Origin of the sequence: Alicyclobacillus sp. SP_1, from assembly GCF_024706985.1 — a bacterium.
In the GTDB taxonomy this organism is placed as follows: Bacteria; Bacillota; Bacilli; order Alicyclobacillales; family Alicyclobacillaceae; genus Alicyclobacillus_I.
Genome location: NZ_JAMCCX010000028.1, coordinates 148,561 through 162,796, shown reverse-complemented (window position 1 = coordinate 162,796; position 14,236 = coordinate 148,561). Strand labels below are relative to the sequence as shown.

Annotated in this window: 10 protein-coding genes, 3 tRNA genes and 1 riboswitch; of the genes, 2 read left to right on the top strand and 11 right to left on the bottom strand. The window is 52.1% G+C overall.

The features are described 5' to 3' along the window. Together M4I36_RS09060 and fdhA are read left to right on the top strand one after the other, a co-directional pair. Window positions 1–951: a glycine betaine ABC transporter substrate-binding protein gene (locus tag M4I36_RS09060; protein ID WP_258111394.1), complete on the top strand. Its 951-nt coding sequence runs from the start codon at window positions 1–3 to the stop codon at window positions 949–951. 67 nt (window positions 952–1,018) lie between these two features. Continuing rightward, the gene (gene fdhA, locus M4I36_RS09055; protein WP_258111393.1) at window positions 1,019–2,239 is read left to right on the top strand and encodes a formaldehyde dehydrogenase, glutathione-independent; all 1,221 of its coding nucleotides are present in this window, start codon (window positions 1,019–1,021) and stop codon (window positions 2,237–2,239) included. A gap of 121 nt (window positions 2,240–2,360) precedes the next feature. Here the strand turns inward: fdhA and M4I36_RS09050 are convergent, their stop codons facing one another. The 11 genes from M4I36_RS09050 to M4I36_RS09000 form a co-directional block, all read right to left on the bottom strand. Next, on the bottom strand, window positions 2,361–3,311 hold the full coding sequence (locus tag M4I36_RS09050; RefSeq protein ID WP_258111392.1) for a D-2-hydroxyacid dehydrogenase: 951 nt from the start codon (window positions 3,309–3,311) through the stop codon (window positions 2,361–2,363). A gap of 295 nt (window positions 3,312–3,606) precedes the next feature. Further along, a tRNA-Thr gene (locus tag M4I36_RS09045) sits at window positions 3,607–3,681 on the bottom strand. Window positions 3,682–3,711: 30 nt separating this feature from the next. Beyond that, window positions 3,712–3,788 (bottom strand) — tRNA-Met (locus tag M4I36_RS09040). 5 nt (window positions 3,789–3,793) lie between these two features. Further along, window positions 3,794–3,887: transfer RNA gene (locus tag M4I36_RS09035), tRNA-Ser, on the bottom strand. 70 nt (window positions 3,888–3,957) lie between these two features. After that, on the bottom strand, window positions 3,958–5,178 hold the full coding sequence (locus M4I36_RS09030; protein ID WP_258111391.1) for an HAD family hydrolase: 1,221 nt from the start codon (window positions 5,176–5,178) through the stop codon (window positions 3,958–3,960). A 48-nt stretch (window positions 5,179–5,226) separates the two neighbouring features. Beyond that, window positions 5,227–6,315: a 3-phosphoserine/phosphohydroxythreonine transaminase gene (gene serC, locus M4I36_RS09025; protein WP_258111540.1), complete on the bottom strand. Its 1,089-nt coding sequence runs from the start codon at window positions 6,313–6,315 to the stop codon at window positions 5,227–5,229. A 26-nt stretch (window positions 6,316–6,341) separates the two neighbouring features. After that, complete coding sequence (serA, locus tag M4I36_RS09020) at window positions 6,342–7,928, bottom strand: phosphoglycerate dehydrogenase (RefSeq protein ID WP_258111390.1); 1,587 nt, start codon at window positions 7,926–7,928, stop codon at window positions 6,342–6,344. A 76-nt stretch (window positions 7,929–8,004) separates the two neighbouring features. After that, window positions 8,005–8,087: riboswitch (ZMP/ZTP riboswitch) on the bottom strand. A gap of 66 nt (window positions 8,088–8,153) precedes the next feature. Then, window positions 8,154–8,984 (bottom strand): formate dehydrogenase accessory sulfurtransferase FdhD, encoded by an 831-nt coding sequence (gene fdhD / locus M4I36_RS09015; protein WP_258111389.1) that lies wholly within the window; start codon window positions 8,982–8,984, stop codon window positions 8,154–8,156. Between the two features lie 10 nt (window positions 8,985–8,994). Beyond that, entirely contained in the window at window positions 8,995–9,693 is a 699-nt protein-coding gene (locus tag M4I36_RS09010; protein WP_258111388.1) for a helical membrane plugin domain-containing protein, read from the bottom strand. Window positions 9,694–9,865: 172 nt separating this feature from the next. Further along, complete coding sequence (gene fdhF / locus M4I36_RS09005) at window positions 9,866–12,790, bottom strand: formate dehydrogenase subunit alpha (RefSeq protein ID WP_258111539.1); 2,925 nt, start codon at window positions 12,788–12,790, stop codon at window positions 9,866–9,868. Between the two features lie 184 nt (window positions 12,791–12,974). Then, the gene (locus tag M4I36_RS09000) at window positions 12,975–14,231 is read right to left on the bottom strand and encodes an aspartate kinase (RefSeq protein ID WP_258111387.1); all 1,257 of its coding nucleotides are present in this window, start codon (window positions 14,229–14,231) and stop codon (window positions 12,975–12,977) included. Window positions 14,232–14,236: the final 5 nt, after the last annotated feature.

Below are 14,236 nucleotides of genomic sequence, written 5' to 3'. Positions count from 1 at the left end.
ATGAACAAGAAGACAAAGGCAGTATTATCGCTGTCGAGTGCCATGCTGGTATGTCTCGCCCTGTCTGGATGCGACAATTCAAACAGCAATCAACCGAGCAATTCAGGTAGTTCGAACACGTCCACCACCACCACGTCTACCAGCACATCATCCACTTCCTCACCAGGGGCCGGCAAGACTGTCATCATTGGTTACGTCGACTGGCCGGAAGATGTTGCGACTTCGTACTTATGGCAAAATTTGCTGCAGTCCAAAGGCTACAAGGTCGAGATGAAAATGCTAGACGCTGGTCCGCTGTTTGCTGGACTGTCAGAGGGTGGACTGAATGTCTTTTTTGACACATGGCTACCCACGACGCACGCAGTATATATGAAGAAATACGGCGCGAATCTGACCGACCTCGGCAAATGGTACGAAGGAACCACGAATGAGGGATTTGTTGTTCCCCAATATGTCACCAATGTCAACACCATTCAACAGTTGAAAGCCAATGCGTCTGAATTCGGGAATCAAATTGTCGGAATTGATGCTGGCGCGGGTGAAATGGGTCTTGCTGCGAAAGCCATCAAAGTCTATGGTCTGCCGATGAAATTGATAGCCAGTTCCAGTCCTGCCATGGTCGCAGCATTGGAAAAAGCTTATGCGGCAAAGAAACCAATTGTTGTCACCCTCTGGAGTCCCAATTGGGTCTTTTCAAAATATAAATTGAAATACGTTACCGACCCGAAACTTATTTTTGGTGCAAGCGGCTGGATTCAAACCGAAGCGAACAAGGCCTGGGCTGCTAAAAATCCCACGGTCAGCGGTTGGATTCAAAACTTCAAATTAACACCGGACCAGCTGGGGGCGCTCGAAGAAGACATCAACAGTTCTTCGACACCAGCAGAAGGGGTTTCAACGTGGTTGTCCAACTCTGCCAATGAAGCTGCTGCTATGAGTTGGTTGAAATAAATGACCTAATGGGTCTTTCATTTCGCACGAACAACCAGAGATTCGACACAGAGGAGGATGTCTATTCATGAGTGGAAATCGCGCAGTCGTCTACAAGGGAGCAGGTCAAGTTGCAGTGGAAAACACAGAATATCCGGAATTGGTGGTCAAGGACGGCCCTGGCGTCAATCCGTTAAATGTTGGCCGCAAATGCGAACATGGTGTTATCCTCAAAGTCGTGTCGACCAACATCTGCGGAAGTGACCAGCACATGGTGCGGGGCAGAACTACGGCGCCTTCAGGTCTGGTGCTCGGTCATGAAATCACAGGCGAAATTATCGAAATAGGGCGGGATGTGGAATTCATGAAAAAGGGAGACCTTGTCTCCGTCCCCTTCAATATCGCATGTGGTCGGTGTCGCAATTGTCGTGAGCAAAACACGCACGTCTGCCTCAACGTCAATCCGGATCGGCCAGGGTCGGCATACGGTTATGTCGACATGGGTGGATGGGTCGGTGGTCAAGCTGAGTATGTCATGGTCCCATACGCTGACTTTCAACTTTTGAAATTTCCCGACAAAGACGCGGCGATGGAAAAAATTCTCGACCTGACCATGCTCTCGGATATCTTTCCTACCGGGTATCACGGAGCAGTGAGTGCAGGGGTCAAAACCGGATCGACCGTGTACGTTGCAGGCGCAGGACCGGTTGGATTAGCTGCCGCACATTCCGCACAAATACTTGGAGCATCGGTCGTGATTGTCGGGGACCTCAATGAAGAGCGCTTGGCTCAAGCGCGTAGCTTCGGCTGTGAAACCATCAATTTAGCGCAACACGCCGACATTGGCGAACAAATTGAGCAAATCCTAGGGGTTCCAGAAGTAGACTGTGCCATCGACTGTGTCGGCTTCGAGGCTCATGGTCACGGGCAGAATCATAAAGAGTCCCCAGCCACCGTGCTCAACACCATCATGGACATCACACGAGCTGCGGGTCGTTTGGGTATTCCCGGTTTGTATGTAACGGGCGATCCCGGTGCCGTGGACGAAGAAGCGAAAATCGGGTCTTTGCGCATTCGAATTGGTCTTGGTTGGGCGAAAGCGCATACCTTCACCACAGGCCAGACGCCCGTCATGCGTTACCACCGTGATTTGATGATGGCTATCCTCAACGATAAAGCGCACATTGCGAAAGCTGTCAACGCAACGGTTCTGCCACTGTCAGAGGCTCCCACTGGGTATCAAAGTTTTGACCGTGGCGTGGCGCGCAAATTTGTGCTTGACCCACACGGACTGTTGCAACGCGCATAAAGAATGCCAGAGAAAACGGGGTCCACAGACTGCGGACCCCTCCCCGCATGCTTTTATAAACAACCCTTTCACTCTTTTCGACGTGATTCACACACCGCAAAGACGGACAGAATTCTGTACTTCAATAGCCACGCTTTGGCTCCACTACTCCTTGTAACGGAAGACCCTCCAAATATCTCTGTAAATTCCCCAAAAAGAAACGTGCAGCATTTTCGATGCGCGTCGGACCTGACATGTGCGGAGTCACATAGACATTCGAGAGAGTCCAGAGCGGACTGTCCATCGGAAGAGGTTCCGTTTCAAAAACATCCAAGATGGCAGCACGAATTCGCCCTTTCCTTAGAAATTCCGTTAAAGCCGACTCGTTTACCAATTTTCCCCGCCCTACGTTGACGAGCACAGCATTCGACGGAAGGGCTGACAAAACCGTTGTATCTATCACATGGTAGGTGCGTGTAGTCAGAGGCAAGGTGAGTACGAGAACATCGAGATGTCTCGCGAATTCTGTCCATTCATCTGGTGTAAAGTGACGATCCACAAGATGTGCGCGCTCACCTGTACGGCTCAATCCGTAAACTTTCATGTCGAAAGCGCGTGCAAGACGCACCATTTCTGCCCCGATGGACCCAAGTCCGGCGATGCCGATGGTTTGTCCGCCAAGCAATCCGGTCCATCGCGGTTTCCAAACACGTTCCATCTGTTGCTGGCGAATGGATTCTATTTCCTTTTCCAACGCCAACAAATAGGCAAAAACATGTTCCGCCATAGCATGTCCGAACTGCCCGACCATGCGGGTCAACGTAATTCCCCTTTCTGTCATGTCATCGGCAACCCAGTCGTCCACGCCAGCGCCAAGCGATTGAATCCAACGAATCTTGCCTGCTTCGTTGCTTGTCAGCAAGTGAATCGGAAATCTCCAGGCTAAAAGGATCTCTGCTTCCCGCAAACTCGTTCGCGCTTCTTCCAAATTCTTCGCACACGTCACTCGCTCGCAACCGTGTGCGCGCAAGATGTTAGCATATTTTTCGCTGCTTTCACCCGCATACACTGCAATCTCCAGGGAATTTCCCACGCACTTCCCACCTTTCCTCATAGCCACATTTCAATGCGCCTCCAAGAACAGGCGTTCGATGCATCCTAAATCGCAGCGTAGCCCATTCGAACGGTTGAATCAAAGTACAACGACTTTGGACACATACAGACACGATCTTCCGGACATGGAGGACGAAGCCACAGAAGAACTAGAAACACAATTGGATGACTAGGTTGCCGAGAGGCTTGACACGCAAGCGACACACAAATCCGGGAAAAAGGCCACCCATCTCTGGATGACCTTCCCGAAATCCTTGCTATAACAGATTTCTTTATGGAGCCACTTCCCGGATTCGAACCGGGGACCTGCTCATTACGAGTGAGCCGCTCTACCCCTGAGCCAAAGTGGCACATAGGACGGACTGACAACCCAAGTCTAATGGTAGCGGCGGAGGGACTCGAACCCCCGACACCACGGGTATGAACCGTGTGCTCTAACCAGCTGAGCTACGCCGCCTTACCTGGCGGAGAGAGAGGGATTCGAACCCTCGAGACGGGTTTAAACCGCCTACACGATTTCCAATCGTGCTCCTTCGACCAACTCGGACATCTCTCCAAGCCCGTCACATCTGTTTCCTCGAAAACTGAAGTTCAGCCCGAGACGACAAGGTGTATCATAGCATGACCTATAACACTTTGCAACCACCTATTTTCGCCAATTCCAGCACATCCGCAAGGATATAATCAGCTTGCAAGTCTTCAAACTCTTTGCGCGCCAAATCACCCGCAGGGCCCGTCAAAACGGCGGCAAATCGACAGCCAAGAGCTCTTGCAGCGAGTGCGTCGGCCACAGAATCGCCGACAATCAGCGTGGCCTCGCCTACTTCGCGCGGAACAGGTAGCACGGTTTCGAGCAACTCTGCAGGTTGACTGCGGCCCATGAGGCTCCGCAGATAGCTGTACGGATGTGGCTTGGACAAAGGCGCCGCTTGAGGGCACTCGGCTTCCGCCACGAGGACGTCGGAAGCGGTGGAAATCCGATTTGCATCAAAATAGGATAAAATCCCAAGCGCCTCTAACGGAACTTTCGTTTCCAACTCTGGACGACCGGTGGCAATGCCAAGCGTCACCCCGCGAGCCGCCAACTGCTTCAAGATGTCAGCCAACTTCTGCATGTCCACGATGGCAACTTCGTCTCGAAGGAACCCTCGTTTGCCCGTCTTGTGCACATCCAGTGGTCCAGACGTTGAGGACTGTTCCATAAGATACTCATCCCCTAAATACCACTGTTGGAAGACCTCCCTACCGAGTTCCCAGAGGTCCTCCGGAAGCGACGCAAACCAATGTGCTCCGAGCGCTGTCTGCAACGCACTGTTCACCGCCGCAAACAGTTCCGATTTGTTCGAACACGCGTCCACAACCTCGACGAAGGCGTGGAAATCGGGATGATACACTGCCCCTTTTGCGCGTACTACCTCGGCCATGCGCACCATCCAAACGCGCAACTTCTCTCGGCGAGCACCCCCGTCTCGAAGCGTCTTCTTGACTGTTGTCGAGCCTCGTTGGTCCACATCTTCAGCTGTAACTTGATGGAATCGATGAACCTCCCCGAAACGACAAAGTTCTGCGAATTGCCAAGCGAAAAGCAGATAAACCATGTCCCAATTTGCATTGATACCCCGACTTTTCATGTGGTGTAGCGCCCTATCCCCATCCATCACTTGCGTTCGAATCGCACGCATCTGCGCCTCCGTCGGCGCTGGCGTAAAAGGGACAGTTGACGCAGCAGCGAGGTCCAAGAAGTTTGCAGAGAAGCACAGTTCATGCACAGTCAACGCAGTCGCATCAAAGTATCGTTCCTCACTCAACAGCACTCCGTCGACATCGAACAAAACCGTTCGAAACACATTATCCCCTCCGTGAAATTGTCTCTTGGAGAAACGTCCGCTATCGCTTTAACGGCTGTGAGATCGTGCAAACGAACGCATGTAATCAGCCAATCGATAGGCTGACTCTAACGGTACCGCATTGTAGAGCGAAGCACGGCATCCACCGACAGAACGATGCCCCGCCAATCCCACAAAGTGTCGCTCCGAAGCTCCTTCCAAAAATCTCTGAGTCAACTCCTCAGACGAGAACCGAAACGTGACATTCATGGTGGATCTCGCTGACGTCACCGCATGCCCTTCATAGATATTCGGAAACTCATCCATCACGCTATAGATAGCGTCCGACTTAGCCCGGCTCCGCAGCTCCATTTCTGCCACTCCGCCTATTTTTTCTGTCCACTCCAGGACCAATTTTAAAAGGTAGACGGCAAACGTCGGAGGTGTGTTGTATCGAGAATCGTGCTTCACATGAGTCGCGTAGCGAAGCATGACGGGCAACGAGTCATTGGCACTTGCCAGCCAATCTCGGCGGATCACGACTACAGTTAGTCCAGAAGGACCCAGATTCTTTTGCGCACCCGCGTAGACAAGATGAAAATTGTCGACCGGCAAAGGTCGTGAGAGGATGTCGCTGGAGGCATCTGCTATCAACGGCTTGCCGACATTTTCGGGAAGCAGCTTCCACTGTGTTCCAAAAATCGTGTTATTTGTCGTGAGGTGAACGTATGCATCCTCCGCCTGTGCAACAACGTCTGAAATCTCGGGAATGGAGCGATAGTGACCCTCCGCTGTCGAACAGACGACTCGGGTTTTTCCCACAGTGCTCGCCTCAGCCAACGCTTTTTCCGACCACGACCCAGTGAGCACGTACGCGCCGACCGTTTCCTTCGTCAAAAAATTCATGGGTATCGCGGCAAACTGGAGGCTTGCACCACCTTGCAGAAAGAGCACCTCATACTCGGATGAGACGTTCATCAAACGGCGAAACGCAGAAACCGCCCCCTGATGAATCTCGTCAAATAGTGCATCCCGATGAGACATTTCTAAAATAGATAGTCCCTGATGTCGATACGACAACAACTCCTGCTGCGCAAGCTGAAGAACTTCTAGCGGCAAAGCGGCCGGACCTGCGCCAAAGTTGTCTACTCTCTCCATGGTCATGACGACTCGTCTCCTCTACTTTACAAATCAATCCCTCGCGCAACGCGAATGCCGCCCACCGCTGTCAATTCAGCGAGCAATTCCTTGGGTATCGGTTTGTCGACACTTAAAATCATAATGGCCTCGCCCCCACTTTCGCGGCGTCCCACTTGCATACCAGCAATGTTGATACCCGCATCACCAAGAATGGTTCCCATTCGTCCAATCATTCCGGGTTGGTCCGTATGTCGAGTAAACAACATACTGCCCTCAATAGGCGCATCGACAGCATATCCATCAACTTCGACAATCCGTGGTCCAAAACCGTTGTAGAGCGTACCTGCAACACGCACTGTCCCGCTTCCATGTGCGAGTTTGAGAGAAATCAAATTGGTGAACACTTTTCCCTTCGCTTCGCGAACCTCCCGCACTCGAATGCCGAGCGAGTCTGCCATCAACGGAGCATTCACATAGTTGACTTCATCTTGATAGCGATACCACAACAATCCTTTAATCACGGTTCTTGTAAGAAAGGACGCGTCTTGATGGGCTAATCCCCCACTATACACAATCTCCACATCATCGGGTGCACCAGTGGCAAGTTGCGCCGCAAATCGGCCGAGTTGCTCTGCCAGTGAGAAGTAGGGCGACAATTCTTGGGTCTGTTCCGCACTGAGCGAAGGGAGATTGACGGCATTGCGAAAAGGGAGCCCCAAGAGAACGCGCCCAACCTCTTCGGCCACGTCGATGGCAACGTTCACTTGTGCTTCCACCGTTGAAGCCCCTAAATGCGGCGTCAGAATGACATTGGAGCGGCCGACCAGAGGGTGCGTCGATTCAACTGGCTCGTGTTCAAACACATCCAGCGCTGCGCCCGCCACCGTGCCAGCGTCCAATGCAGCCGCTAAAGCGGTCTCATCGATGATGCCACCGCGCGCACAGTTGATGATGCGTACCCCAGGTTTCATGGTAGCAAAGGCTGCCGCAGACAGCAGATGATGCGTCTCTTTCGTCAGTGGAGTGTGCACGGTGATGAAGTCCGCTTCCGCAATCGCATCCTCCAGTGACTTTTGTTCTACTCCCAATGACTTTGCGCGATCCGCTGTCAAAAACGGATCGTACCCAAGTACTCGCATACCGAACACCCGCGCACGTTTCGCTACCTCCGAACCAATGCGTCCCATGCCAAGGACCGCCAGCGTCTTGTCTTGCAACTCTACTCCCACAAACCGCTTGCGGTCCCAACCTCCGCCTTGAACGGTGGCGTTCGCTTGGGGAATGTGCCTAGCCAAAGCGATCATCATCGCAAACGTATGCTCCGCGGCAGAAATGGTGTTGCCATCGGGAGCATTGAGAACCACTACTCCGTGACGAGTCGCCGCAGCAACGTCGATGTTATCCACACCCACGCCAGCTCGTCCAACCACTTTTAAGCGCTTGGCCGCCGCAAACACGGTTTCCTGAACCTTCGTTTGCGAGCGAACCAGAAGCGCATCACAATCAGCCACTTCCGCAAGGAGTTGCTCCGTGGACAGGTCGTTGCGGACGACCACCTCGACATCTTCCAATTTCTGAAGCTTCTCGACACCTAACTGTGAAATACCGTCTGTTACTAAAATCTTCATCATACATTCTCCTCATTTCCATCCGTTGGTTTCGAAGGAATCGACAACAACAAACCGCCTGAATCACCCCAAAACGCGATAAAGGTGCCCAGGCGGTCGGCAAAGAAATCTCCATCGCACTCCCCTGTGGTCATTCCACTTCCGCCAGTCATGCGACGTGTACTATGCAGTTTCGAAAAAATACGATATTCGTAAACATACCCTATAGCCCATATGAAGTCCATCTCGTCAAGAACAAGACTGTTCAACACGCCACGAATGGGTGTAGACATTGAACGACGTATTGCGCACAAACCCCACCGTTGTGATGTTGAGTTCCTCGGCCATCTGAAGAGCCAGTGCCGTGGGCGCGCTGCGAGAAAGTACGATGCCAATCCCCATTTTCGCCACTTTGAGAAGGACTTCCGAGGAGATTCTGCCACTGAATGCAACGGCTAATCCAGAAGGCGTTCTATCTCCCATCATCATGTAGCCGTACAGTTTGTCGAGCGCGTTGTGTCTGCCAATATCCAATCTCGCTGCCTGCTGCTTCCCAGCCTGACACAGGCAAGCAATGTGCACTCCACCTGTGGCATGAAACAAGCACGCTTCTGCGTCCATCGCGTCCATCGACTGAAAAATTTCCGCTGGGGAAATTTTCGTCTCATCCTCGACAAACTTAGCCGTTTGAGCATCGTTAAAAAAGTAAAACGACTGTCGGCTCTTCCCGCAGCAAGAACCGATATACCGTTTGTTATAAAAGTCTTGATTGATGTTCAAGTCGTGCTTCGTCTTGACGCGAACTACGCCGCGGTACGTGCTGATGTCCATCGATTCAATTTGACCGTAATTGCGAATCACACCTTCGGAAGCCAAAAAGCCCAAGATGAGTTCGTCCATATGGTCAGGTGTACAAACCATCGTGGCCAATTCGCGGTCATTCACAAGGATGGTCAGCGCGTATTCCGTGGCAATTTCGTCGCGGATGACCGACATTTTGCCTGCTTCATATCGCCAAATGTTTGCCGCCGTCCGACCGGGTAAATCCCTTACCGAACGTGCGCCGTCGACAGGCCTCATGATGGCTCACCTAGTTTCTTTCTCCCGTCTGGCGTAAAGCCTGCCCCATACCTTTGAGGAAAGCGAAGCCACTTTGCAAAGCAGCACTGACGTCCGGGTCTTTCATCATGCGCAACAGTTCAAAAAACCCCATTGGCCGATTCGTGGGCGCGGTTTCCGTCATCTTAGCAAGACCAGCGGACACGCCTTTGAACGTCTTGCCGAGCGCTTCTGCATCGAGCGACCCAACGTCCTCCATCACTGCTAAAAGAGTTTGAATCGACTTGGACTGTGCCGCTTTCGCCGCGATATCCAAGGTAGCTTTGACGATGTCGTTACCATGCTCTAAAAGTCCCACGACAAAATCCAATAAGCCTTTGTCGGAAAGTTCCTGAAGCAAGCGAATGACACTCTTCATCGCCGCCGCCAAGCTTTCCGAATTCACCTCAGAAAGCCCTTGTACTGTCCCAACAACTTTCTTGACACTGTTCATGTACTCTTCTTTCGTAAGCAGTTCCACAACGATGCGGACAATGTCATTACCTTGGCGAACTAACCCTACCAATAAGTCGAGCAAGCCTTTCTCATGCAACTCTTGAAGCAGTACCGCACCTGTAGAAATTCCTTCAGAGTTTTGCATCAGAACATCGAACAACTGCTCCATCATCTCTGCTTGTTGCTCTTGCAGCGATGGTTCGTTCGTCGCAATGGTCGTTGTCGCTTGTGCCATACATACACTCCTCCCCTGAGAATCCAACCGCTGACCCTACGCAAGCCAAGTCAGCGTTCGCCTAAGCCATTCTCTAGTTTACCTGAATCCATAGTGCATTACATAGCCAAAATGAATTCGCAGAAAAGTCCGGTCCTTGGCACAGCGGCGACTTTCACCGCTGTGCCTCTTCTCAGGATTGAAGAAGGTCCACATAGTCTGGTCGCGACCATTTTAACTCCACGCGGACACCAGGTTGCGGATTAGGGTGACCTAGGCGAAAATTTCCTTTCTTCATCGGAGACTCGCCGTCCGTTTCTAAAACTTCCATCCACACGCTTGTTTCTTTATAAGCTGGCGTGTGCGTTACAGAGTCATGATAACTACTGGTCAGATAGTTCACAGCCTCTTCGTCCCGCGACGTATTCATTGGCAGATACAATTCCTTGCCTTGAACACGATGGGTGACAACGGCACGCACCTTGATTTTCCCGTAGGGCGACACCAGGCGAACCAGCGCGCCATCGGTAATTCCCCGCATAGCCGCCAATTCCCGCGAGATTTCCACATAAGTCGAGGGTACCTTCTGCTCGAGCCCAGGCACTCGATAGGTCATGTTGCCCTCGTGAAAATGCTCCAACATACGCCCATTGTTCAAATGCAAATCGTACGAGTCCGGCATTTCAATCGGCCTCTTCCACTCCACTGGATAGAGCACAGCTTTACCATCCGGTTTGGAAAAGGACTCCTTATAGAGGAGTGGGCTATCCGTGCCATCTTCAAATACGGGCCATTGAAGGCTTTTGTAACCCTCCAACCGCTCATACGTAGCACCGCGCATCAACTCCGTGAGAGAAACTGCCTCCTCGAAAATTTCCTGCGGATGCGTGTAAGTCCAATTCGCCCCCAAACGATTTGCAAGTTCCATCAAAATCATCCAATCCGGCTTTGACTGGCCGAGCGGATTGAGCACCTGATACAAACGCTGAATGCGACGCTCTGTGCTCGTGAAAGTACCTTCTTTCTCAAGACTTGGGCTTGCTGGGAAAATCACATCTGCGTACTGAGCAGTTTTGCTGAAAAAGACATCTTGCACGATGAAGAATTCGAGCTTGGTGAACGCATCATGCACATAGTTCGCATTTGAGTCGACCAGCGCCATGTCTTCTCCAAACAGGTACATCGCTTTTAAGGTCCCCTTATGAATTGCATCCACCATTTGATGATTGTCCAATCCTGGGTTGGTCGGTAGATGCACCCCCCATGCCGCCTCATACCGTGCGCGAACAGCAGCATCATCAATCCGCTCATAACCCGGCAAATAGACTGGTGCACAACCAAAATCGCCTGCGCCTTGAACATTGTTATGCCCACGCAGTGGATACGCACCCGTTCCTTCCCGACCAGCGTTGCCAGTCACCAAAAGAAGATTGCAAATCGCGGTCGACGTTTCACTGCCACCAAGATGTTGCGTAACCCCCATTGCCCAGGCAATGCAGACGGAATTCGCCGCCCGAATCATGTCCGCAGTGCGAATTAACTCTTCTCGCGTCAAACCCGTCATCTCAATGGCAAACTCAAGCGTGTAACGCTCTAGAGATGACTGGTAATCTTCCAATCCGGTCGTCCGTTCACGCACAAATTCAGAATCCGCATATCCGCTGTCTAACAAGTACTTTGTCACCGCTTGTAGCCAAACAAAATCCGTCCCTGGCCGTGGATGCAAAAAGAGGTCGGCACGATTGGCCATGTCATTCTTGCGCAGGTCAGCCACGATTAACTTCTGTCCAAATTTTTTCTTAGCTCGCCTCAATCGAGTCGAGAGTACCGGGTGGGACTCTGCTGGATTGGCTCCAATAATGATGACGAGTTCGGCTTTTGCCAAATCGGTCATCGATCCGGTGTCTCCCCCCAGTCCCATCGTTCTTCGCAATCCTTCTGTTGCTGGAGCTTGACAGTACCGCGAACAGTTGTCGATGTTGTTGGTCCCCATCACGGCACGCGCCAGCTTTTGCATCAAATAGTTCTCTTCGTTGGTGCACTTTGAAGACGAAATGTAACCGATGCTGTCTGGGCCGTGTTCATCGCGTATGGCGAGCAATCGTTCTGCTGCATAGGAAAGGGCTTCCTCCCATGTAGCTGGATGAAATTCGTTTCCACGGCGAATCAGTGGCGTCGTCAGGCGCTCCTCGGAGTTGACAAAATCCCACCCAAATTTACCTTTCACGCAAGTCGAAATCGAATTGGCTGGCGCCTCGATTTGAGGCTCCACCTTGAGAATTTGACGACCTTTTGTCCACACATCAAAGGAACAACCCACGCCGCAGTATGTACAGACCGTCTTGGTCTTCTGAATGCGATCTTTGCGAAGCGTGGCTTCCATCTCCGACACCGCAAAAATGGGCCCATAACCGGGCTCGACCACTTTCGTCAACTCAATCATCTTCGAGAGCGTGCCCTCTTCGATACCCGTCAAATAACCGGCCTCTCCCAACATGTGCGTCTCCATGAGCGCATTGCATGGACAAACGGTGACACAATGACCGCAACTAACGCAGGACGACTCGTTGATGGGGACATCATTGTCCCAGATGACGCGCGGATTCTCTCTGGACCAGTCAATGGACAACACCTCACTGACCTGAAGATTTTGACAGGCCTCCACACAGCGTCCGCACAAAATGCATTGACCGGGATCGTAACGATAGAAGGGATTGGAAAAGTCTTTTTCATACGGCTTCTCTTCGAAGGGATACTTCTGATGTTCGATGCCCATCGACATGACCGTATTGTGAACGACGCAATTTTGGTTGTTGTTGTCGCAAACCGTACAATAGAGCTCATGGTTGTGCAGAATGCGATCCATCGCCTCTTTGCGCGCAAATCGAGATGCCACCGACTTCGTGCGTACCGTCATTCCCTCTTGAATCGGCGTGGCGCAAGCACGGACCAAATTTCCGTCGACTTCGACAATACACGTATCGCACGTCTCAATTGGGCCCAAAACCGGATGATAGCAGACATGGGGAAGGTCTTCTCCGGTCTTCAGAACTGCCGCGAGTACGTTCGCGGATGGACTGACTTCGACAGGCTGTCCATCCACGTGAACCATGCACATTGACTCTGTTTTCTCCACAGACGCACCTCCGCACAAGCTCAATTTTCACGAACACGTGCCGTTCTGCTGGATGAACGGACGGACGCAGACTCAACAGGCAAGAACTGCTGGTATCACTTCACACAGACACCAACCAAGCACTCTTACGAAAGTTGCTTCGCTTCTTTTTATATTGTAAGCCAGATTAGAGAGCAGTTTCAATCGCAGTGAAGAACGAGGCGTGGAGTGCTTGAACTGCAGTGTCTACCAAGTCCGCGGCAATGATGCAAGACACCTTGATTTCAGACGTACTCACCATCCGAATAGGGATGGACGCATCGGCCAAATAGCCGAACATCTCCGCCGCCACCCCTGGGTTGCTGATCATCCCAGCACCCACTATCGAGACTTTGCCAAGGCCTGTTTCGAGAACCACATCACGAAATCCAAGACGGTCTTGCAGATACTGCACAAGGTTGAGCGTTCGCAGAGCATCGTCTTCCTGAACCGTGAACGACAAATCAATATCCGACTCGGTGACAACACTTTGGACGATGACGTCGACATTAATGCGCTCGCTCGCCAAGGCCCCAAAAATGACGGCCAAGCCGTGCTTCTCGAGCGGCAAAGACACTACCACTACTTTCGCAACATCTCGCAAAAAAGCAATGCCCGTTACCGATTCTCGTCCCTCAATACGGCTCCCATCATCTTCTATTTCCGACACGATTTCCGTCCCTCCATCGGATTCAAAAGTCGATTTCACGACTAATGGAACGCCAAAGTGCTTTGCAACCTCGACGGCGCGAGGATGCAGCACCTGCGCACCCAGTCCTGCCAATTCAAGCATTTCATCGTACAGAACACATGGCAATTTGCGGGCATCCGAAACTACCCGCGGGTCTGTTGTAAAGACGCCGCGCACATCGGTGTAGATTTCACAAACGTCCGCTCGCAAATGAGCAGCCAAGGCGACGGCAGTGGTATCTGACCCACCTCGCCCGAGCGTCGTCACGTCGCCACTCGCTATTCCTTGAAACCCGCATAAAACCGGAACGTCTCCCGCTTCGAGCAGAGTCTCGATGCGATGACCAACAATTCTGTCGATGTGCGCCGCTCCATGCACTTCATCCGTCAACAAGGGAACCTGCCATCCGGTCAGAGACACCCCGTGCATCCCGCGCTTACAGAGTGCCATCGCAAGCAGTGCCGCGGACACCTGTTCACCCGTTGCAAGCAGTGCGTCAAGTTCTCGCGGCACTGGAATCGGCATAATTTGCTTAGCCAAATCCACCAGTGCATCGGTGCTATGGCCCATTGCCGATACGACCACAGCCACCCGGTGGCCATTCCTCACGGTTTCGGCAATGCGATCCGCTACCCGCTCCACTCGCTCGACGGAACCGACCGAAGTTCCTCCGTACTTTTGCACGATGGTCCGTCTCTGCCCTGCTCGTCCCACTGCGA

What these genes read in the sequence shown, in the direction of transcription:
- M4I36_RS09060 (WP_258111394.1), top strand. Translation starts at nt 1, where the DNA reads ATGAACAAGAAGACAAAGGCAGTATTATCGCTGTCGAGTGCCATGCTG.
- fdhA (WP_258111393.1), top strand. Translation starts at nt 1,019, where the DNA reads ATGAGTGGAAATCGCGCAGTCGTCTACAAGGGAGCAGGTCAAGTTGCA.
- serC (WP_258111540.1), bottom strand. Translation starts at nt 6,315, where the DNA reads ATGGAGAGAGTAGACAACTTTGGCGCAGGTCCGGCCGCTTTGCCGCTA.
- serA (WP_258111390.1), bottom strand. Translation starts at nt 7,928, where the DNA reads ATGATGAAGATTTTAGTAACAGACGGTATTTCACAGTTAGGTGTCGAG.
- fdhD (WP_258111389.1), bottom strand. Translation starts at nt 8,984, where the DNA reads ATGAGGCCTGTCGACGGCGCACGTTCGGTAAGGGATTTACCCGGTCGG.
- M4I36_RS09010 (WP_258111388.1), bottom strand. Translation starts at nt 9,693, where the DNA reads ATGGCACAAGCGACAACGACCATTGCGACGAACGAACCATCGCTGCAA.
- fdhF (WP_258111539.1), bottom strand. Translation starts at nt 12,790, where the DNA reads ATGTGCATGGTTCACGTGGATGGACAGCCTGTCGAAGTCAGTCCATCC.